Consider the following 19,895-nt stretch of genomic DNA (forward strand, 5'->3'; position numbering starts at 1 on the left):
GCAACTAAATCATGCTATGATACGGCTACGTGATGAAAACAAGTGAATATTCTTATCAAGAGCGGTGGAGGGACTGGCCCGACGAAACCCGGCAACCACAAACGTCATGTTTGCAGGTGCTAAATCCTGCAGAGTGTAGAACTCTGAGAGATGAGATGAAAGTGATAGATAAAATCTTTCTGCTCATGCTGCAGAAAGATTTTTTTGTTGGGAGGAATGAGGATGATCTCACTAACAGGTGTGAGTAAAACGTTTCAGACAAAGTCGGGAGCGATTGAGGCAGTACGTAACCTGAATTTAACGATTGAAGAAGGACAAATATATGGGATTATTGGTTACAGTGGGGCTGGCAAGAGTACATTGATCCGCTTGCTGAACCTGTTAGAACGTCCCACTGCTGGAGAGATAGCGGTTGATGGTCATGTCTTATCGAAACTATCAGCAAAACAATTGCGTCATGCGCGCCAAAAAATCGGCATGGTGTTTCAACATTTTAATTTGTTATGGTCGCGAACGGTATGGGAAAATATCTCATTACCATTAGAGGTCGCAGGAGTACCGCGGGAACAACGTCAAGAAAGGGTAAAGGAACTTTTGCGGCTTGTCGGTTTGGATGGTCGCGAGGATCATTACCCATCAGAGTTGAGTGGTGGTCAAAAGCAACGTGTCGGCATTGCGCGTGCACTCGCGAATGAACCGAGCGTATTGCTTTGCGATGAGGCGACATCTGCCCTTGACCCGAGGACAACCGATGCGATTTTAGACTTATTACTAGCAATTAATAAGAAACTGAAGGTAACCATCGTGCTTATTACGCACGAGATGCATGTCATTCAAAAGATTTGTGACCATGTTGCGGTGATGGATCAAGGAGAGGTTGTTGAGAAAGGTCCTGTCATGGATGTGTTTCGCCGTCCCCAAGCGCAGATGACAAAGTTATTTGTAAAAGAGCTTGCGAAGACGGATGAAGAAGAGGAGTCGCTCTGGGAACGACTGGCTGAAAAAGGCGATGGGGTGATTGCGTCGTTGACATTTAGTGCAAATCCATTAGAAGAAACACTCGTCACTGATGTGATTCGCCGCTTTCCAATTGAGATTTCGATTTTACATGGGAACATTTCCAAGTTACAACAAGGGTCAGTCGGTAAGTTGTTTGTTCGTTTCTCAGGCGAAGAAGTGGAGATTGAGGCGACGCTTGCATATATACGTGAACGTGGGGTAGAAGTAGAGGTGATCAACCATGCTTAGCAACGTCGTTTGGGAAGATGTTTGGGTGGCAACGTGGGAGACGGTTTATATGACCATCGCTTCTAGTGTGGCAACATTTGTGTTAGGGTTGGCGCTTGGGCTCGTGCTTTATTTAACGGCAAAAGGGGGCGCTTGGGAGAGCCGTTTGACCTATGTCGTTATCGCAACAGTTGTCAATGTATTTCGCTCGATCCCGTTTATCATTTTAATTATTTTATTAATTCCTTTCACGCGCATGATTGTGGGGTCGATGTTTGGCGCTTCTGCAGCACTTCCGGCTTTAATTATTGGTGCAGCGCCATTTTATGCACGAATGGTTGAGCTCGCTTTGCGCGAAGTCGATCGCGGTGTCGTTGAAGCCGCTCAGTCAATGGGGGCATCACATGCACATATTGTGTGGAAGGTGCTCATTCCTGAAGCACTGCCAGCATTAATTTCAGGGATCACAGTGACGACGGTCGCGCTTGTCGGTTACACGGCAATGGCTGGGACAATCGGTGCCGGCGGACTTGGGACACTGGCATTTCAGCAAGGATTTCAACGCACAAATACAGAAGTAATGCTTGTGGCGACAGTTGTGATTTTATTAATTGTATTTTTGTTTCAATGGCTCGGAGATTCACTCACAAGAAAGATAGATAAACGATAGGGGGCATGTAAAATGAAAAAATGGTTGTTAGGATTAGGTGTATTCGCAGCGAGTGCGGGACTTGTGGCTTGTGGGAATAGCGGAGAAAAAGACGGATCAAAAGTAACAGTCGGTGCATCAAATGTGCCCCATGCAGAAATTTTGGAAGAAGCAAAGCCACTTCTAAAAGAAAAAGGTTTTGATTTAGAAATTAAAGTGTTTGATGATTACATTTTACCGAACCGGGCCCTTCAGGACGAGGAAATTGACGCAAACTTTTTCCAACACCGTCCATATTTAGACCAGCAAATTGCTGACCACGGCTATGACTTTGTGGAAGTAGGCGCAGTGCACTTGGAGCCAATCGGTCTTTACTCACAAGACTATGACAAGTTGGATGAGCTTCCTGACGGGGCAACGGTGCTAATGAGCAATTCTGTTTCCGATTACGGGCGAATTCTTTCGTTATTACAAGAAGCGGGGCTCATTACATTAAAAGACGGTGTTTCTGCTGTGGAAGCGACGGAAGCAGATATTGTAGAGAATCCGAAAAATATTCGCATTGATGCTGGTCCGAATCCAGAAATGTTGCCACAAGCGTATCAATCAAATGAGGCAGACGTCGTTGCAATTAATTCCAATTTCGCGATGGGCGCCGGCATTTCTCCAGTGGAAGAAGCAATTTATTTAGAAGCGGGCGATGAAAGCAATCCATACGCCAATATTGTCGTGACACGCAAAGATAGCGCTGATGATGAGGCCGTCAAAGCGCTGATTTCGGTGCTCGGCTCTGATGAAATCAAAGCGTTTATTGATGAAAAGTATGCCGGTGCCGTGATCGCAGTCGATTAAGTAGCGGAGCAAGATCTCTCAAGTGAGGGGTCTTGTTTTTTTTGAAGGGAAAAAGGAGGGCGATCGCGAAAGAGATAGTATATGCGCAAATTTTGTTCAAGACGGAGTGTGATTGTGATGGAACTATTAAGAGAAGAGAACGTATCTGACAGAGATGTATCCTTACAAGAGGTTGTGCTTAAAGGACGTGTATACGGGACGTTGTTAAATGATCTTGTTGAGCTAGAAACAATGAAAGACGATTTTCTCAAGTCTCCTTATAAGCAACCACCCGAAGCACCTGTACTTTATATGAAACCACGTAATACGTATAACGAACATGGCCAACCGTTATTATTACCGAAGGATGTGGCGGAAGTACAAATGGGGGCAACGCTAGGCATTGTCATTGGACAGACTGCAACGGCAGTGAAAAAAATATCTGCGCTTGACGTTGTTTCTGGTTTTACAATTATTGGTGACGTGACTGTGCCGCACAAAAGTTTTTTCCGTCCGGCAGTGAAACATCGCGCGCGGGATGGTTTTTGTTTTTTAGGCCCGCAAGTGATAGGCAGCGCTTTGATAGATGACATTAATGACGTAGAGGTGAAGACGTATGTCAATGATCAGATTGTATGTTCATGGCCAACGTCAAACTTATACCGTTCAGTTGCACAATTGCTTGAGGACGTGACAGCTTTTATGACACTATCACGAGGTGATGTCCTGCACGTTGGTGTGCGTCAAGATGCGCCGATTGTGCGCGAGGCCGATCGTATCCGGATTGAGATTGATCCGATTGGCGTATTAGAAACAAACGTTGTGCGTGAACAAGCAATAATCGTAGACAGGGGGCGTCTCTAGTGAAAACAGCACGAGTACGTTACGAAGGTGATTGCCATGAAGCAACAGAGGCGAATGGACAAGTAATGTTACAAGATGGGCGCATGTTGACGGAAATGGATGTCGAGTGGTTACCGCCCATCGAGCCTAGAACGACATTTGCGCTCGGGCTCAATTATGCCGATCATGCGAGCGAGCTTGCTTTTCAAGCGCCAGAAGAGCCGTTACTGTTTTTAAAAGGTCCAAATACATTTGTGGGTCATCGCAATAAGACGGTCCGACCAGAAGATGTTACGTTTATGCACTATGAATGCGAACTCGCTGTTGTGATTGGTGAAACAGCCCGCGATGTTGCTGAAAATGAGGCGTACCGGTATGTGTTAGGGTATACGATTGCCAATGACTATGCATTTCGTGATTACTTGGAAAACTATTACCGTCCTAATTTAAGGGTGAAGAATCGTGACCATAGTACACCACTTGGTCCGTGGCTCGTGACCGCTGATGAAGTGCCTGATCCAATGAATTTGATGTTACGTACGTATGTGAATGGCGTATTAACGCAAGAAGGATCGACACGCGACATGGTGTTTACGATCCCGCAGTTAATTGCTTACATCAGCTCGTTTATGACGTTGTCTAAAGGAGATGTCATTTTAACCGGGACGCCGAAAGGGACAGTGAATGTGGAAGCCGGTGATGAGGTGATCACAGAAATCGAAGGGTTAGGGAAGCTTGCGAATACGATTGTAAGGGAGAAACAAGTTGTGGGACGACCGTAAAGGAGGAGGAAGATGCCACATATTACAGTGGAATATACCGATAATTTGCAAGGCGAAGTGGATATACGCGCACTACTAGCAAAGATCAATCAAATATTGATTGACCGTGCGCCTCTTTTTCCGGTTGGAGGGATCCGTTCGCGCGCGATTCAGTTGTGCGATTATGTCGTTGCCGATGGCGCAGAAGATGACGCATTTGTACATGTCATGATGAAAATTGGAGCCGGGCGCACGGAAGAAGTGAAAACAGAAGTGTGCGAGGCGGTGTTTGCGGTTGTGTGTGACACATTTGCGGATGTGTTTGAACGACGTTATCTCGCGCTTTCATTGGAGTTGGTAGAGTTTGCGGCGAACGGGACGTATAAGAAAAATAATATTCATGAGCGGTATAAGAGCAGAAGTTAGGAGATTGGACGGATGGCAATGATAAATACGGGTTCAAAATGGTATGCTGACGCCAGCGCAGGGAATTTACCATGTTCATTTAAATTTATTTGTAATGAAATATTCACTCCAGCCGGGATTCAAGTTAGTGAAGCTTGTAGGGAATATGAAAGCGATGAATACGGCGCTGCTCAATTTCATTTGAATGGACAGCGTGCGGTTTTTCGTCAGGCAAAACGCACACCCAAAAAAGTTGGCCAGTTTGTCACCTTGTGGAAAAGGGAGACACCTGCATCTGAAATTGCGCCACTCGATGCGTCTGATGACATCGAGTGGGTGATCATTGCAAGTGATGAAGGTGCGAGATGTGGGGTGTTTCTTTTTCCAAAAGCAGTGCTTATAAAAAAGGGCATATTTTCTCGGCAACATATTGGGGGTAAACGGGCTTTTCGTGTTTATGGCCCATGGACAACACCGACAGCAAATCAAGCACAGAAAACGAAGAAATGGCAAAATGATTACTTTTATGAGTTTGTAGAGGGTAAAATGGAAGAAACAATTTATCAGATTAACTCGCGGGTAAGGGATAGGAGTGGGGTTGGCGTTATCCCCAAGTAAAATGACAAAAAAAGCCGAGCACAACTCGGCTTTTTGCATATCTTTTTTTGGGAAGAAATGTAGGATTGTTTACACCACCCCACAATACTTCCCAGAAAAATAGGCAAGCGGCTGCTCATCATTGACGACTAAGTCTCGAACGGCACCAATGTAAATGGTGTGATCGCCTTCTTGGTGGGCGTTGTGCACGTCACAAGTGATGTAAGCAAGCGCATCCCGCAAAATAGGGAGCTGGTCAAACGTTTCAAAGGAGATGTTCTCTATTTGTGGTCCACCGGCAAAATGGGTCGATATATCCGCTTGTTGTTTCGTTAATAAGTTCACGGCAAAGCGCCCAGACTGTGCTAAATACGCGTGCATCGCCGCTTTATTGGCCACGGATACGGCAATGAGCATTGGGTTTAGCGATACGCTCATAAAAGCATTTGCGGTCATTCCGTGCGTGACGCCATCAATGTTTGTCGTAATGACGGTCACACCGGTTGGAAAGCGGCTCATCGCCGTGCGGAAACGTTGTTCATCCATGGGAATAGCCCCCTCTCATTTCAGTTGGTTAAAGACAACGAGTTTCAGTTCTGTCATTTCTTCGATTGCGTACGTAATCCCTTCGCGTCCGGTACCACTTTCTTTGACGCCCCCGTAAGGCATATGATCAACACGGTAAGTGGGAATGTCATTGATCATGACGCCGCCTACGTGTAGTTTCTTGGCAGCGTTTAAAGCGCGATGGATATCATTCGTGTAAATCCCGGCTTGCAGGCCGTAACGTGAATCATTGACGTGAGTGATCCCTTCTTCTAGAGACGCAATGCGATTAATGAGCACGACAGGGCCGAAAACTTCATCGCAAGAGATACGTGTTTCTTTTGGAACATGGAGCAAAACAGTTGGCTCGATGATCGCACCATCGCGATGCCCACCACACCCAAGTGTTGCGCCTGCTTCAAGCGCGTCGTTGATCCATGTGTGGACACGCGCGGCATCGTTTTCTGAAATGAGTGCCGATATATCCGTCTCGTCATGCGTCGGGTCGCCTGTCACAAGGGATTTGCTGGCGTTAATAAAAGCAGCAACAAATTCATCATAAAGGTCTTCGTGGACATAAATGCGTTGCAATGAAATACATACTTGTCCTTGAAAAGTAAAGGCACCAATCGCACAGCGTTTTGCAATCGCGTGCGGGTCGATTTGCTTGTCAACAATGAGGGCGGAATTGGAGCCGAGTTCAAGCGTCACTTTTTTCAAGCCTGCTTTGGCGCGAATTTCTTTTCCGACTTCGGAACTGCCAGTGAAGGTAATCATTTGGACGCGGTCGTCTGTGACAAGCGCATCGCCGATGGTTTTTCCGCTACCAGTGACGATATGAAAAGCACCGGCTGGTAGTCCTGCTTCCGTGAGTAATTGTCCTAAAAAATAGGCCGACAACGGTGTCTGTGAAGCTGGTTTTAAAATGACGGTATTTCCAGAAGCAATCGCTGGCCCGATCTTATGCGCGACAAGATTGAGTGGGAAATTAAACGGTGTAATCGCACCAATGATGCCGAGCGGCTCGCGCATCGTCAAGCCAATCCGTCCAACCCCATTAGGGGCTGCGTCCATTGGCAACGTCTCTCCGCGCTGGTTATACGCAGCATGGGCAGCGAATCGGTATGTTTGGATCGTGCGCGCCACTTCTTCTTTTGCGGTGCGGATTGGTTTGGCGGTTTCAGCACAAATCAGTGCCGCGGCGATGTCTTGTTTTTGCTCAAGCAAGGAGACGAGCCGGTCTAATATGTCACCGCGCTGATGGGCAGGAAGAGCGGCCATCGCCTCTTTTGCCTGTGCCGCAGCTGTAATCGCCTGATCGACGTCTGCTTTCGACATGCGCGGAATGTGCGCGAGTGTGCGCCCGTCGTAAGGGGCGGTGAGCACACTTGTATCGCGCTGTTCGCCCCAATCTTTTAATATATATGGTTGAAGCGTCGTGTCAATGTATTGCTGGATGTTCATCGTCATGACCCTCCCAATTGTAAAAAATGCGTCTCATCACAACATGAACGTTGGTTTTTGCTTCTTTAAAATCGGTTCAGCTGTAGCGACGACTTGTTTCGTCACCACGTGTTGGACGGGTGAAGCTTCGTCAAACCAGCTGTCTGGCGCGGCATGTCCCCAAAATGTGGCTCGGCGTGGGTCGTCTAAGTCCCAACGAATCGGCTTAAAATCGGGATCGCTTGTTAAATAATCACCGTTGTAAAGCTCGATGCGATGGCCATCAGGATCACGTAAATAAAGGAAGAAGGCATTGGATAGCCCGTGTCTTCCGGGCCCGCGTTCGATTGTTTTTGCATAACCAATCGAGGCAAGCACGTCACAGGCATGGATTAAACTAAGCTGGTCGCTGAGCCAAAAACCAACGTGGTGTAAGCGTGGCCCGACCCCGTTCATAAATGCGACATCGTGTACACTCGGCTTTTGGTGGAGCCACGCAGCCCAAATTGCCTCTTCGTCCGTTGCGGTGTATTCTGAGCAAGCAAACCCTAACGTCTTCATGTAAAAATGGTACGCTGCCTCTACATTTTGCACCATGCAGTTGAAATGGTCAATGCGCTGGATTCGGGCGCCTTTGTATAGATCATAGCGCTGTAACATGCGCTCGACGACAGTCATTTCGGCGTAAAATTCAAGCGGCAGCCCGGATAAGTCTTGCACGCGTAACGTACGTCCGATGGCGTGTTGACTGCCGCGTTCGCACCATGTTGTCTCATATCCTTGTTCAGAAAAGGTCGCCGCAAGTTTTTCTAAATCATCAGGATGGCGGACTTTATAACTCATTACTTCCACACTTGGCTTGGCGGCTTTTTTTAGCAACAACGAATGATGGTTATGTTCTTCCAAGCCGCGTAAATATAAATGCGTTTCATCTGATTCGGTTTCGATAAACCCAAGTCCATCGACGTAAAATTTGCGTGACGCATCTAAGTCTGTCACGTGCAAGACAGCGCGCCCGGCGCGAATAATCCCTAAATCAATCATCGCGCGTCCCCTCCTGTAGGCGTCGTTGCTTCCCGTCCCTTTAAGAAATCTTGAACGTACTGTTTGTACGGGGCTTTTTCGAAAGTATCAAAGTAAGCCATGCCCATACGGATCGGATCACCGAAGAAATAGTATTCGTAGTGGGCTTGACGGCTACCGAAAGCGCTCATCGTTAAATCCCAAGCGAGCCGGAATAATTGCACCCGTTCAGAGCCGGTCACATGCTTGCCTTGTAAGCCACGCTCAAGCAATGGACCAATTTCTTCATGTGAGAAATCTGCTTCAGTCGGGATGCCCATCAAGCCGGAAGCACCAAGAATGCGAATGATTTCCGTGAGACGCGGGTAGACGCGCGGGTACCAATTGCGCGCAGCGTTCAGTGCTTCGAAGTCTGGTGTCATCGTGCCAGAAGCATCTCTTTTGGCATTGTGCTCGGCGCGATATAAGTGAGATTTCATCGCTTCAAGCACAAGCATCATTTCAGTACCTTTATCTTGTACGTGTTGGAATCCATCAATGCCAATCGCGTCCATGATCGACAACGCCGTGCCGAGGACAAATTCCGTTTTGACAATGTTTTTGGCGACGACTTGATGTGACATATGAACGACCGCATTTGTTTCACGGAATGTGCGGTTACAAATGCTAGAATGACCACAAACAAAGACACGCTCCCATGGTACGAAAACGTTTTCAAATGAAACGATCGCATCGCCTTCTTCAAACCGGGAAGAGAGTGGATAGTCCCATGTACTTTTATCGGGGTCAAATGATTCACGACTTAAAAATTTTAACCCCGGTGTATTGTTTGGAATCGCAAATGCAAGCGAGTACGGATCGTCTAATTCGCCCGCTTTTTTCACGGTAGACGGGAAGACGAGAATTTCGTCTGTAATCCCGCCTTGGGTGGCGAGAAGGCGAATGCCATCAACTATGATGCCGTCCGTCGTTTTTTTGACGAGATGGAGGGCGACGTTGGCGTCTTTTTGTTCGTGCTGTGCTTTCGCTCGATTTACTTGCGGATGAATGAGTGTATGCGTCAAGCTAATGTCATTTTCCCGGGCAAACTCATAGTAACGCTTCGTATTTTCGGCAAACATCGGGTCTGCTTCAGCAAATAAGGCGTTGTTTGTGCCCATCGCCATCACTTCAGCATTTAAATAGTCAGGCGAACGGCCGAGCATACCGCCTGATGTTTTCGCCCACGCCTGAATCGCCGTCCGCCGTTTGATTAAATCATCAATCGAAGTCGGTTGTAAAAATGTCATGCCGACCGGATCACCGGATGTCGGCGAAGTGTACAGCATCGTTTCTGCTTGTTCGTGTTGTAAGTCATATAAATGGGCCATCGAGCGGACGACATTTTTAAAATTTGGATGGCACGTGACGTCGTTCACTTTTTCTCCGTGTACATACACATGGTTTTTCGCTGTTTTTAAACGGTCGATGTATTGTTGGCCTGTTTTTGCGCCCATGCTCGTTCCTCCTATCGTTTTTTCCCGAATGCTGGAATGGGGTGATCGGTTAGTGCAACGTGGATCGCTTTCACTTCGGTATAAAATTCAAACGCGTAATGCCCACCTTCACGTCCGATGCCGCTTTGTTTCGCACCACCAAACGGAATGCGTAAATCGCGGACATTTTGGGCGTTGACCCACAACATGCCGGCATCGACTGCATGCGCGACGCGGTGCGCCCGTTTCACGTCTTGCGTCCAAACGTAACCGGCGAGACCGTAGCGCGTGTCATTGGCCATTTCAATTACTTCCTCTTCAGTAGAGAAGCGGAAAACAGTCATTACCGGACCGAAAATTTCTTCTTTTGCGATACGCATGTCACCGTGGGCGTTAAGCAATAATGTCGGTGCAACAAAGTGACCATTTTCCACTTGTGGCAGTGTACCGCTCACGACTCCAGCTCCTTCTTCTTTGGCAATGTCAAGGTAGCGGGTGACATTTTCAAAATGTTCGCGGTGGATGAGCGGGCCGACTTCTGTTTGTGGGTCAAGTGGATCACCAACGCGGATGTTTTGTACGCGTTCCTTCAATTGGGCAACGAAGGTATCGTAAATACTGTCGTGTAAAAAGAGTCGTGAATTGGCGGTGCAGCGTTCACCATTAAAGGAAAAGATGCCCCACGTACAAGCATCGAGCGCCCGGTTGAGGTCGGCATCAGCAAACACGATGAACGGCGATTTCCCGCCCAGTTCCATCGAGAACCGTTTCAATGCCGGGGCCCCGTTTTTCATAATTTCACTGCCGGTCGTCGTTTCTCCGGTGAAAGAGATGAGCGGGGCATCTGGATGGGCGACAAGGGCAGCGCCGGCTGTTTCGCCATAACCGTGCACCACGTTAAAGACGCCTTTTGGTAAGTTTGCTTGATGAATGATTTCTGCGAGCTTGTTCGCTGTCAGTGGCGACCACTCGGCTGGTTTTAACACGACGGTATTGCCTGTCGCGAGTGCCGGAGCGATCTTCCATGTTTCTAACATAAAGGGCGCGTTCCATGGGGTGATAAGCCCAGCAACGCCGACTGGTTTGTACATCGTGTAGTTTAAAAATTGGTCGTCGACAGGATATGCATCCCCTGTCAGGCGTGTCGCGACCATCTCTGCGTAGAAACGGAAATTTTGCGCGGCACGGGCGACCATTTTTTTCGTTTGTGCGAGCGGTAACCCGGTATCAAGCGACTCAAGCGGCGCAATCTCCTCAATATGTTCATCGATCAGATCGGCAATGTTGTGTACATAGGCGAGTCGCTCGGTCAGTTTTAACCGACCCCATTCGCCGTGAAAAGCAGTTTTGGCAGCGGTCACCGCGGCATCAATGTCAGGAGCGTCACCTGATGCGACGTGGTTGATTGTTTTCTCCGTAAACGGATTGATATTGGCAAACGTGTCTTTCGTTGCGGCATCAACGAACTGCCCATTAATGTAAAGTTTAATATCGGTGACTTTGCTGTGATGTGTGAGCGATGTGTTTGTCTGCGCATGCGCGTTTGTCATGTTCATCCCCTCCTGGCGTTATGAAGAAATCGTCTCGTTCTCAATCGTTGTATAATTTTTTAAGACATTCGCGATGTCTTTTTGTAGGGCTGTTGTAGGTAGTGCCATCGGGGGACGGAGCACGGGTGCGATTTTGCCCATCATTCCGAGTGCAGCTTTCAGTGGTGCTGGGTTCGTATCTTGAAACAACACATCATTTAGAGGCATCAATTCATAATGGAGCGAACGGGCTCGGTCGGTATCGCCTGCCATCCACGCATCGTATAGTTCCGCGACTTTTTCCGGCATCACATTGGCAGTCGCACTAATGTGACCGGCGCCACCAATCGCAAGCATTGGGTAACAGAGCAGTTCGATGCCCGAATAAAGGTTGAACTCCGGGCCACATTTTAGTAACACGCGGTTGATGTGCTCAAAGTCTTTGTTCGACTCTTTGACACCGATAATATTGGGACAATCTTCATTTAAGCGGGCGAGTGTATCGACATGAAGGTTGACGGCCGTTCGACCGGGAATGTTGTAAATGATGATTGGAATGTCCACACTCGCGGCAACTGCTTTAAAATGATTGTAGAGCGCGTGTTGTGATGGTTTATTATAGTAAGGAACGATGACCATTGTGGCATCGGCACCTATTTCTTGCGCCATTTTCGTGAGATTCAAAGTTTCTTCATGATTGACAGACCCGGTGCCAGGGACAAATGGAACCCGTCCGGCGACCGTTTTTGCGGCATGCGCCATCACGCGGGTGCGCTCTTCGTACGTCAGTGAGCTCGGTTCGCCTGTCGTCCCAGTAACAGAAATGCCGTGGCTACCTTGGTCGATGTGCCAGTTGATGAGGGAAGTCATGGCGTCGAAATCAATGCTGTAATTGTCTGTGAATGGGGTGACGACTGGGGCGATCGACCCGCGTAGTTGTTTTGCTGCTGCAGTATAATCCATTGTGTACACTCCTTTTTAAATATATTGTCTCTTAAACGTACCATGTGTTACGCTATATGATAAATATTGATTTAATATATAAACGATACGAAAAAGATATAGTGGGTGGTGAGTTAGATGGATATGAAACAACTAAAATATTTTTATACGATTGCTTGTGAGGGGCAAGTGACAAAAGCAGCGAAAAAACTGCATATGGCGCAGCCGCCGCTTAGTCAACAATTAAAGTTACTAGAACAAGAGCTTGGGGTGACGTTATTTGAGCGGCATCGGCGGACGATGACATTGACGCAAGCAGGGGAAGTGCTCTTTACGAAGGCAGAACGGTTGTTACAGGAGATGGAAGAGATTCGGATGGAAGTGCGAGATCGCGGCGAAGGGTTAAGTGGAACGCTAGCGATTGGTACGGTGAAATCATGCTTTGCTTACTTGCCAGCACAAATGCAACAGTTTCGCACGCAGTATCCGAATGTCCGCTTCTCTTTGCATGATGGTGACTCGTATCGTATTAGTGAACTCGTCAAAAATCGTACTGTTGAGCTTGGCCTTGTGCGTTTACCGCTGCCACTGTCCGAATTTGCACATATTCGTTTACCGGACGAGCCTTTTGTCGTGGTGTTTCCGGCAGGATGGAGGCTACCGCAGTCAGGTAATAGCTTGTCTATGGCAGACTTACGGGAGGTACCGTTGTTACTGTTACACCGGGTGCATGGAACGGGCCAATATGAAATGGTCCTAGACGCGTGTCGGGCGCATCAGTTTGAGCCAAATGTTGTGTGTGAGTGTCCTGATGTCACTTTGTTGTTGGCGCTTGTTGCAAACGGCGTTGGCGCAACGATTGTGCCTAAGTCAACCTTGGAAACGTTTCGTCCGCCAGGGGTAGAGGTATTTTCGTTGGTAGATACGACATTAGAGGCAAAAGCAGCCATTATTTGGCTATCAGGGTGGTATTTATCGAAGCAAGCGCGAAGGTTGATTGCTAGATTTGGAGAGGATGTTTCGGTATGATGAGATGAAACAAGGTGAGGTGAGTATGATGAGTGAAGCGTATACATTTCATGTGCGCGTGGCAGGAATTTTAATAGAAGAAGGGCACCTATTATTGGTGAAGCAAAATGGGAGAAAGGAGAATGATGGTTTGTGAAGGTAACTATTTGTTAAAAAAGTAATCAAATTATTTGACGAAACGTGAAGCACTTAAGTATGATAGAGACAGTAGCGCAGTAGCTCGGAAAAGGAACTCCAAGGTGGTCAATATCTCCCTGCGGGGGAGGTGTTGCCGATGCTCCAAAAAGTCAAAGCGTGGCTTGAGCCTTGTCTCAAAGTAGCGTACTTCATTTTGGAAGCGATCAAGTTGTTTATGAAAAACGACTAACCCACCTCAGAGTTGACCGCTCAAGCCGGTGGGTTAGCGAATCCGCTTGCAGGGCGACCACTTTTAAAGCGGCTGCCTACTCTTTGACCGTGGGTGTGTCTATGCACCCATGGTCTTTGTTATGATATGCATTGTGTAACTATAGTATACATGCGGTGAGTGAGGCTCGTCAAGGAGCTACTTAGGAAAGAGAGGCGAAAAAATGGTTATTAATGAACAGCAGTTTGCGGTACGGGAGGTATCTTATACGGTGAGGTGTGCAAGGAGAGAGGATGCACAAGCATTGTCGGTATTAAGAGTACAAATTGATAGTGAGACAGAAATGTTAGACCGAGCGCCGGGAGAAGGCGTGCTAGATGAACAAGCATTTGCACAAATCATTCAAACGGATCGTGACCACAACTGCCATTTATTTTTAGTAGCAGTCGTAGATGAGAGAATTGTTGGCTTTTCAAGATGTGAAGGAAATGATTTAACGAGACTCGCTCATAAAGTAACGTTTGGTGTATGTGTCTTAAAAGATTTTTGGGGGTATGGGATTGGGAAAAACTTATTGAAACAATCAATCGCGTGGGCAGATCAGAACCATATTAAAAAGATGGCACTCAATGTTTTAGAAACAAACGATCGCGCGATTCAGTTGACAAACAATTAGGATTCGAGATAGAAGGCGTATTAAAAAACGACAAGCGCTTGTCTGATGGTAAATATTATCATACCGTCATGATGGGGAGGTGGCATGACAACGGGTAAAGAGAGTGAGCAGCGATGAGACAAGTATGTGTGTGCCTCGTTATCGGGAGCATTTTTTGTGTCCGCTGCATCCATTTATGTTATAGTATCATTATATTTCCATTTGTGTAAGCGCTTTACATTGGGTTAGGAGGAAACATAGATGCTTAGTTTAATTGGCTTATTTACCATTATGACGATCGTTATTTTACTACTACGTGGAAAAGTTTCACCTATTATTGCCCTTGTCATGATACCAGTCATAAGTGCGCTTGTGGCAGGCTTCGGTTTAGTAGAGATTGGCGACTTCTTTAGTGACGGGGTTGGAAAAGTGATCCCGGTTGTGATCATGTTTATTTTTGCAATCTTATTTTTCGGTGTGATGCAAGATGCCGGCATGTTTGATCCGTTAATTAATAAAATGATTGCGCTGTCTCGGGGAAATGTGGTTGCGGTTGCCGTCGCGACCGTATTGGTAGCAACGATTGCCCATTTAGATGGATCGGGTGCATCAACGTTTTTAATTACGATACCGGCGTTATTACCTCTTTATCAGCGGTTGCACATGAGTCCGTATTTATTGTTACTACTTGTTGGGACAAGCGCGAGTATCTTGAATATGTTGCCGTGGGCCGGACCACTCGGGAGAACAGCAGCAGTATTAGAGATGGATCCGTCTGAATTATGGAGGCCGCTTATCCCGCTGCAAGTAATAGGTTTGTTACTATTAATTGGCCTAGCTATTTTCCTTGGCTTACGAGAAAAGAGACGAATTGCCAAACGATTTGGTACAGAACAATCACAGATGAGCGCGACAATAGATTTGTCATTTGAAGAACAGAAGCAAGAAGAAAAAGCGTTGCTCGCACGTCCGCGGTTATTGTGGTTTAATGTGCTCCTCACATTAGCGCTCGTTGGGATGCTTGTTTGGGGAATTGTGCCGGCTGGTTTTGTGTTTATGGTGGCGTTGTCGATTGCGCTCGTAGTCAATTATCCGAATGTCGATGCGCAAATGGCGCGGATTAAAGCACATGCGCCAAATGCCTTGTTGATGGCGGCGATTATTTTAGCGGCGGGATCGTTTTTAGGTATTTTAGGTGGTAGTGGGATGCTCGATGCATTGGCGCGTGACACGGTAGGTATACTACCAGGGTTTCTTTTGCCTTATTTACACATTGTGATTGGTGTGTTTGGGGTGCCGTTTGAACTCGTCTTAAATACAGATGCCTATTATTTTGCATTGTTACCAGTCGTCGATCAAATCGTCACAAGTGTTGACGTCGACGGTGTATCAAGTGCGTACGCGATGATTATCGGTAATATTATTGGGACATTTATTAGTCCATTTTCCCCGGCCCTATGGCTGGCGCTCGGGTTAGCAGGGGCAGAAATGGGCAAACATATTCGTTATTCATTCTTTTGGGTGTGGGGATTTAGTCTTGTGTTACTCGGGGTGGCATTATTACTTGGGATTGTCTCCCTATAAAAGGAATTTGATTTTTATAGGCACTGTCCTTGAAGTGTCCTTTGATTTGTTATAAGATTAGAATGAGAATAGATTGATAATCATTACTTTAAGTCAAGATCGGCAAAAAGGGTGATCTATTCGCTAAGAAAGTGTGTCTTGAGAACGCAAAAGGTGGCTCACGCGTGTGTGAGTGACCTATTCATATTGATGGAGGGAAATAACATGTCTGTACCAAACTTAAAGATCGAGAACTTGCATGTTGCGATTGATGATAAGGAAATTTTAAAGGATTTTAGCCTTGAAATTAAAGGCGGCGAAATCCATGCGATTATGGGACCGAACGGAACCGGGAAGTCCACGTTGGCATCGGCGATTATGGGGCACCCAAAATATGAAATTACAAGTGGTTCTGTAACGATGGACGGCGAAGATGTGCTAGAAATGGAAGTAGACGAGCGCGCGCGCGCGGGGCTGTTTCTTGCAATGCAATATCCAAGCGAAATTAGCGGGATTACGAATGCCGATTTCATGCGTTCAGCAATCAATGCGAATCGCGAAGAAGGCGACGAGCTATCATTAATGAAGTTTATTCGCAAAATGGACGAGAAGATGGGTGTCCTTGATATGGATCAATCATTCTCACAACGATACTTAAACGAAGGCTTCTCTGGTGGAGAGAAGAAGCGGAATGAAATCTTGCAACTGTTGATGCTTGAGCCGAAGATTGCCATTTTAGATGAGATTGACTCGGGTCTTGACATTGACGCATTGAAAGTTGTTTCTGAAGGTGTCAACCAAATGCGCAGTGACGATTTTGGTTGCTTAATTATTACCCACTATCAACGGTTACTTGATTACATTACACCAGACTATGTACATGTGATGATGCAAGGTCGGATTGTAAAATCAGGTGGCGCAGATCTTGCGCGTCGTCTCGAAGCAGAAGGATATGACTGGATTAAAGAAGAGTTAGGCATTGAAGACGAGCGCGTCAACGTATAAGAGCGCACGAAGGATTAAATACGCAAAGGATGGTATGTATGTCAGTTGAGACGAATACGAAGGTTGATTCAAGCGAAATTGCTGCGCAGTCAAAAGCGCTGAACGAACCGAAATGGCTGACGGATTTGCGCTTGAGTGCGTTTGAAAAGATGGAAAGCCTCGCACTTCCGACACCAGATAAGACAAAGATCCATAACTGGGACTTTACGACGTTTACACAAACACGTGCGACAGCGACAAAAGTAGCGCGCGTAGCTGATTTATCGCAAGACATTCTTGAATATGTTGATCAAGAAGCAACAGGTAATAATGTGCTCGTGCAAGAAAATAGTACGACGGTGTATGAGACACAAGCAGCGGCTTTGAAAGAAAAAGGTGTGATTTTCACCGACTTTGCAACCGCAGTGCGTGAACACGGCGATTTAGTGAAGAAGTATTTGTTTACCGAAGCGGTATCAGTAGACGAGAATCGCCTGCTGGCGCAACATGCAGCGTTGATGAATGGCGGCGTCTTTATTTACGTGCCAAAAGGAGTACAAGTTGAATTGCCACTACAAGCCGTTTACGCTGTTTCCCAAGAAAATGCGGGGTTGTTTAACCACGTCTTAATTGTTGCAGAAACAGGTAGTAACGTCACTTATGTAGAAAACTATGCCGCATACGGTGCAGCAGCGGCGGTCGCAAACGTTGTCGCGGAAGTATACGTTGGCGATGGGGCCCGCGTCTCTTTCGGAGCGGTTGATACATTAGCGGAACAAACGACGTCTTATATCGTCCGTCGTGCTCACGTTGGACGGGACGGGCGTGTCGACTGGGCGCTTGGACAAATGAACGACGGCGATACTGTTTCAGAAAATATTACGTATCTCGTTGGGGATAATTCCTTTGCTGATACAAAGACGGTCTCCGTTGGGACAGGCACACAAAAGCAAAACTTCACGACGTTGATCAAACATTACGGGAAACGATCTGAAGGTTATATTTTAAAGCATGGGGTCATGACAGGCCGCGCGCTGGGGATCTTTAATGGGATCTCTAAAATTGAAAAAGCAGCGACAAAGTCTCACGGTGAACAAACAGAGCGCATTTTAATGCTCGGTGAGCGGGCGCGTGGAGATGCGAACCCGATTCTGTTGATTGACGAAGATGATGTCACCGCTGGACATGCAGCGTCTGTTGGGCGGATTGATCCACTACAAATGTTTTATTTAATGAGTCGCGGACTTTCGCGCAAAGAAGCAGAACGGCTTGTCATTCGTGGTTTCTTAGAGCCGGTCGTCTCACAACTGCCAGTTGAAGCGGTACAAAAGCAAATGCGATCCGTGATTGAAAGGAAAGCAAAACGATGAATGCATATGAGGTCAAGAAACTGTTTCCAATTCTTGATCAACAAGTCAACGGGCATCCGCTTGTTTATTTAGACAGTGCGGCCACAGCACAAAAGCCGTTACCGGTCATTGAAAAAATTGAGGATTATTATCGCCGTTACAATTCAAATGTACACCGCGGTGTGCATACGCTCGGTACCCGGGCGACGGATGAATACGAGGGGGCACGTGAAAAAGTGCGTGCGTTCCTCAATGCCGGTGAAGCAGCGGAGATCATTTTCACACGCGGGACAACGACGGCGTTAAATATGGTTGCCCGTGGGTATGGTGATAGGCATGTGCAAGCAGGCGACGAAATTGTGATTTCCTTAATGGAGCATCATTCCAACATTATCCCGTGGCAGCAACTTGCAAAGCGGACGGGAGCAGTGCTGAAGTATCTTCCACTACAAGCGGACGGTACCATCGCGCTTCGTGATGTGGAGGATACGGTGAATGAGAAGACAAAAATTGTCGCGGTCATGCATGTATCAAATGTTTTAGGCACGGTTAATCCGATTGCTGAGATCGCAGCGATTGCTCATAAACATGGCGCGGTCATGGTCGTTGATGGCGCGCAAAGTGCACCGCATATGACGGTCGATGTGCAAGCGCTAGATTGTGATTTCTTCGCGTTTTCTGGGCACAAACTTGGGGGACCGACAGGGATTGGCGCTTTGTACGGCAAAAGGGCATTACTTGAGCAAATGGATCCGGTTGAATATGGCGGTGAAATGATTGACTTCGTTGACCTGTATGACTCAACATGGAAAGAGTTACCGTGGAAATTAGAAGGTGGCACGCCGATCATTGCTGGCGCGATTGGAATGGGTGCGGCCATTGACTTCCTCCATGAACTTGGGTTAGAGGCAATCGAACAACATGAGCATATGCTTGTCGATTATGCGTTTGAGCGGCTCGGGGAGATGGAAGGACTGACGATTTTTGGTCCTGACTCACGCGCCGGTGTGATCACATTCCAACTTGGTGACATTCATCCGCATGATGTGGCGACGGTCCTTGATGCAGAAGGGATTGCGGTCCGGGCAGGGCATCATTGTGCCCAACCATTGATGAAGTGGTTAGAAGTGACCGCGACAGCAAGGGCAAGTTTCTATGTATATAACACGAAAGAAGATGTCGATGCTTTAGCCCAAGGACTCATTAAGGTAAAGGAGTATTTTAGCGATGTCCTCTTATGATTTAGATACACTTTACCGTCAAGTCATTATGGACCATTACAAAAATCCGCGAAACCGCGGGGAACTTTCAGGCGATACATTGTGTGTCAACTTAAATAATCCGACTTGTGGTGATCGCGTCCAAGTCCAGATGAATGTGGAAGACGGGAAAGTGACGAAAGCGGTATTTACAGGGGAAGGTTGTTCGATTAGCATGGCCTCGGCGTCGATGATGACCCAAGCAGTGAAAGGTTTGACGGTGGAAGACGCACTGAAGCTCTCAGCTTTCTTCTCCGACATGATGCAAGGGAAAGCGGGCGATGCGGGTGGTCTTGATTTAGGCGACATCGAAGCGTTGTCGGGCGTGACGAAGTTTCCGGCACGCATTAAGTGTGCGACGCTTGCATGGAAAGCATTAGAACAAGGGTTACACAAAGGATAAGGTACGTGTTTGCAGATATAAATGAACGAAAATAAA

General features: G+C 47.1%; 19 protein-coding genes, 1 pseudogene and 1 riboswitch. Of the genes and pseudogenes, 14 read left to right on the plus strand and 6 right to left on the minus strand.

Annotation, left to right across the window (positions count from 1 at the left end; translation table 11 throughout):
• Positions 1 to 49: 49 nt before the first annotated feature.
• Positions 50 to 157, plus strand: a riboswitch (SAM riboswitch).
• 65 nt (positions 158 to 222) lie between these two features.
• From NSQ26_RS00625 to NSQ26_RS00655, 7 genes are all read left to right on the plus strand, one after another.
• Positions 223 to 1,248, plus strand: a complete 1,026-nt coding sequence (locus tag NSQ26_RS00625) for a methionine ABC transporter ATP-binding protein (protein WP_499718781.1) — start codon at positions 223 to 225, stop codon at positions 1,246 to 1,248.
• Positions 1,241 to 1,897, plus strand: coding sequence for a methionine ABC transporter permease (locus NSQ26_RS00630; RefSeq protein ID WP_499718782.1), 657 nt, complete (start codon positions 1,241 to 1,243; stop codon positions 1,895 to 1,897). Before NSQ26_RS00625 ends, NSQ26_RS00630 begins: the two co-directional genes overlap by 8 nt.
• 12 nt (positions 1,898 to 1,909) lie before the next feature.
• Entirely contained in the window at positions 1,910 to 2,728 is an 819-nt protein-coding gene (locus NSQ26_RS00635) for a MetQ/NlpA family ABC transporter substrate-binding protein (RefSeq protein ID WP_499718783.1), read from the plus strand.
• Between the two features lie 117 nt (positions 2,729 to 2,845).
• Positions 2,846 to 3,571: a fumarylacetoacetate hydrolase family protein gene (locus NSQ26_RS00640; protein ID WP_499718784.1), complete on the plus strand. Its 726-nt coding sequence runs from the start codon at positions 2,846 to 2,848 to the stop codon at positions 3,569 to 3,571.
• Positions 3,571 to 4,332, plus strand: coding sequence for a fumarylacetoacetate hydrolase family protein (locus NSQ26_RS00645; RefSeq protein WP_499718785.1), 762 nt, complete (start codon positions 3,571 to 3,573; stop codon positions 4,330 to 4,332). The genes NSQ26_RS00640 and NSQ26_RS00645 overlap by 1 nt, the downstream gene beginning before the upstream one ends.
• A gap of 12 nt (positions 4,333 to 4,344) precedes the next feature.
• The gene (locus tag NSQ26_RS00650; RefSeq protein WP_499718786.1) at positions 4,345 to 4,737 is read left to right on the plus strand and encodes a 5-carboxymethyl-2-hydroxymuconate Delta-isomerase; all 393 of its coding nucleotides are present in this window, start codon (positions 4,345 to 4,347) and stop codon (positions 4,735 to 4,737) included.
• 12 nt (positions 4,738 to 4,749) lie between these two features.
• On the plus strand, positions 4,750 to 5,334 hold the full coding sequence (locus tag NSQ26_RS00655) for a MepB family protein (protein ID WP_499718787.1): 585 nt from the start codon (positions 4,750 to 4,752) through the stop codon (positions 5,332 to 5,334).
• 69 nt (positions 5,335 to 5,403) lie between these two features.
• Here NSQ26_RS00655 and NSQ26_RS00660 read toward each other — a convergent pair whose 3' ends face one another.
• Genes NSQ26_RS00660 through hpaI form a run of 6 tightly spaced genes read right to left on the minus strand, consistent with a single transcriptional unit; the run spans position 5,404 to position 12,292 of the window.
• Positions 5,404 to 5,859: a flavin reductase family protein gene (locus NSQ26_RS00660; RefSeq protein ID WP_499718788.1), complete on the minus strand. Its 456-nt coding sequence runs from the start codon at positions 5,857 to 5,859 to the stop codon at positions 5,404 to 5,406.
• A 15-nt stretch (positions 5,860 to 5,874) separates the two neighbouring features.
• On the minus strand, positions 5,875 to 7,323 hold the full coding sequence (locus NSQ26_RS00665; protein WP_499718789.1) for an aldehyde dehydrogenase family protein: 1,449 nt from the start codon (positions 7,321 to 7,323) through the stop codon (positions 5,875 to 5,877).
• Positions 7,324 to 7,359: 36 nt separating this feature from the next.
• Positions 7,360 to 8,343, minus strand: coding sequence for a 3,4-dihydroxyphenylacetate 2,3-dioxygenase (hpaD, locus tag NSQ26_RS00670; RefSeq protein ID WP_090775371.1), 984 nt, complete (start codon positions 8,341 to 8,343; stop codon positions 7,360 to 7,362).
• Entirely contained in the window at positions 8,343 to 9,821 is a 1,479-nt protein-coding gene (hpaB, locus tag NSQ26_RS00675; RefSeq protein ID WP_499718790.1) for a 4-hydroxyphenylacetate 3-monooxygenase, oxygenase component, read from the minus strand. Before hpaB ends, hpaD begins: the two co-directional genes overlap by 1 nt.
• An 11-nt stretch (positions 9,822 to 9,832) precedes the next feature.
• Entirely contained in the window at positions 9,833 to 11,350 is a 1,518-nt protein-coding gene (gene hpaE, locus NSQ26_RS00680) for a 5-carboxymethyl-2-hydroxymuconate semialdehyde dehydrogenase (protein WP_499718791.1), read from the minus strand.
• An 18-nt stretch (positions 11,351 to 11,368) separates the two neighbouring features.
• On the minus strand, positions 11,369 to 12,292 hold the full coding sequence (gene hpaI, locus NSQ26_RS00685; RefSeq protein ID WP_499718792.1) for a 2,4-dihydroxyhept-2-ene-1,7-dioic acid aldolase: 924 nt from the start codon (positions 12,290 to 12,292) through the stop codon (positions 11,369 to 11,371).
• Positions 12,293 to 12,409: 117 nt separating this feature from the next.
• Here hpaI and NSQ26_RS00690 point away from each other — a divergent pair, with 117 nt between their 5' ends.
• From NSQ26_RS00690 to sufU, 7 genes and pseudogenes are all read left to right on the plus strand, one after another.
• Positions 12,410 to 13,300, plus strand: a complete 891-nt coding sequence (locus NSQ26_RS00690; protein ID WP_499718793.1) for a LysR family transcriptional regulator — start codon at positions 12,410 to 12,412, stop codon at positions 13,298 to 13,300.
• Between the two features lie 569 nt (positions 13,301 to 13,869).
• A pseudogene (locus tag NSQ26_RS00695) lies at positions 13,870 to 14,420 on the plus strand (GNAT family N-acetyltransferase).
• Between the two features lie 142 nt (positions 14,421 to 14,562).
• The gene (locus NSQ26_RS00700) at positions 14,563 to 15,885 is read left to right on the plus strand and encodes a CitMHS family transporter (RefSeq protein WP_499718794.1); all 1,323 of its coding nucleotides are present in this window, start codon (positions 14,563 to 14,565) and stop codon (positions 15,883 to 15,885) included.
• Between the two features lie 204 nt (positions 15,886 to 16,089).
• Positions 16,090 to 16,869, plus strand: a complete 780-nt coding sequence (gene sufC, locus NSQ26_RS00705) for a Fe-S cluster assembly ATPase SufC (RefSeq protein ID WP_499718795.1) — start codon at positions 16,090 to 16,092, stop codon at positions 16,867 to 16,869.
• Positions 16,870 to 16,907: 38 nt separating this feature from the next.
• A complete protein-coding gene (gene sufD / locus NSQ26_RS00710) occupies positions 16,908 to 18,218 on the plus strand; it encodes a Fe-S cluster assembly protein SufD (protein ID WP_499718796.1) in 1,311 nt (436 codons plus the stop codon).
• Positions 18,215 to 19,438 (plus strand): cysteine desulfurase, encoded by a 1,224-nt coding sequence (locus tag NSQ26_RS00715; RefSeq protein WP_499718797.1) that lies wholly within the window; start codon positions 18,215 to 18,217, stop codon positions 19,436 to 19,438. The genes sufD and NSQ26_RS00715 overlap by 4 nt, the downstream gene beginning before the upstream one ends.
• A complete protein-coding gene (sufU, locus tag NSQ26_RS00720) occupies positions 19,425 to 19,859 on the plus strand; it encodes a Fe-S cluster assembly sulfur transfer protein SufU (protein ID WP_499718798.1) in 435 nt (144 codons plus the stop codon). Before NSQ26_RS00715 ends, sufU begins: the two co-directional genes overlap by 14 nt.
• Positions 19,860 to 19,895 lie beyond the last annotated feature (36 nt).

The sequence above is a fragment of the Bacillus sp. FSL W7-1360 genome, from assembly GCF_038592975.1.
GTDB classification, from domain to species: Bacteria; Bacillota; Bacilli; order Bacillales; family Bacillaceae_D; genus Shouchella; species Shouchella lonarensis.

Coding starts and splice junctions, on each gene's coding strand:
- NSQ26_RS00625 (WP_499718781.1), top strand. CDS start 223: ATGATCTCACTAACAGGTGTGAGTAAAACGTTTCAGACAAAGTCGGGA.
- NSQ26_RS00640 (WP_499718784.1), top strand. CDS start 2,846: ATGGAACTATTAAGAGAAGAGAACGTATCTGACAGAGATGTATCCTTA.
- NSQ26_RS00700 (WP_499718794.1), top strand. CDS start 14,563: ATGCTTAGTTTAATTGGCTTATTTACCATTATGACGATCGTTATTTTA.
- NSQ26_RS00660 (WP_499718788.1), bottom strand. CDS start 5,859: ATGGATGAACAACGTTTCCGCACGGCGATGAGCCGCTTTCCAACCGGT.
- NSQ26_RS00630 (WP_499718782.1), top strand. CDS start 1,241: ATGCTTAGCAACGTCGTTTGGGAAGATGTTTGGGTGGCAACGTGGGAG.
- NSQ26_RS00715 (WP_499718797.1), top strand. CDS start 18,215: ATGAATGCATATGAGGTCAAGAAACTGTTTCCAATTCTTGATCAACAA.
- NSQ26_RS00655 (WP_499718787.1), top strand. CDS start 4,750: ATGGCAATGATAAATACGGGTTCAAAATGGTATGCTGACGCCAGCGCA.
- sufC (WP_499718795.1), top strand. CDS start 16,090: ATGTCTGTACCAAACTTAAAGATCGAGAACTTGCATGTTGCGATTGAT.
- hpaE (WP_499718791.1), bottom strand. CDS start 11,350: ATGACAAACGCGCATGCGCAGACAAACACATCGCTCACACATCACAGC.
- sufU (WP_499718798.1), top strand. CDS start 19,425: ATGTCCTCTTATGATTTAGATACACTTTACCGTCAAGTCATTATGGAC.
- hpaI (WP_499718792.1), bottom strand. CDS start 12,292: ATGGATTATACTGCAGCAGCAAAACAACTACGCGGGTCGATCGCCCCA.
- NSQ26_RS00650 (WP_499718786.1), top strand. CDS start 4,345: ATGCCACATATTACAGTGGAATATACCGATAATTTGCAAGGCGAAGTG.
- sufD (WP_499718796.1), top strand. CDS start 16,908: ATGTCAGTTGAGACGAATACGAAGGTTGATTCAAGCGAAATTGCTGCG.
- NSQ26_RS00635 (WP_499718783.1), top strand. CDS start 1,910: ATGAAAAAATGGTTGTTAGGATTAGGTGTATTCGCAGCGAGTGCGGGA.
- NSQ26_RS00665 (WP_499718789.1), bottom strand. CDS start 7,323: ATGAACATCCAGCAATACATTGACACGACGCTTCAACCATATATATTA.
- hpaB (WP_499718790.1), bottom strand. CDS start 9,821: ATGGGCGCAAAAACAGGCCAACAATACATCGACCGTTTAAAAACAGCG.
- NSQ26_RS00690 (WP_499718793.1), top strand. CDS start 12,410: ATGGATATGAAACAACTAAAATATTTTTATACGATTGCTTGTGAGGGG.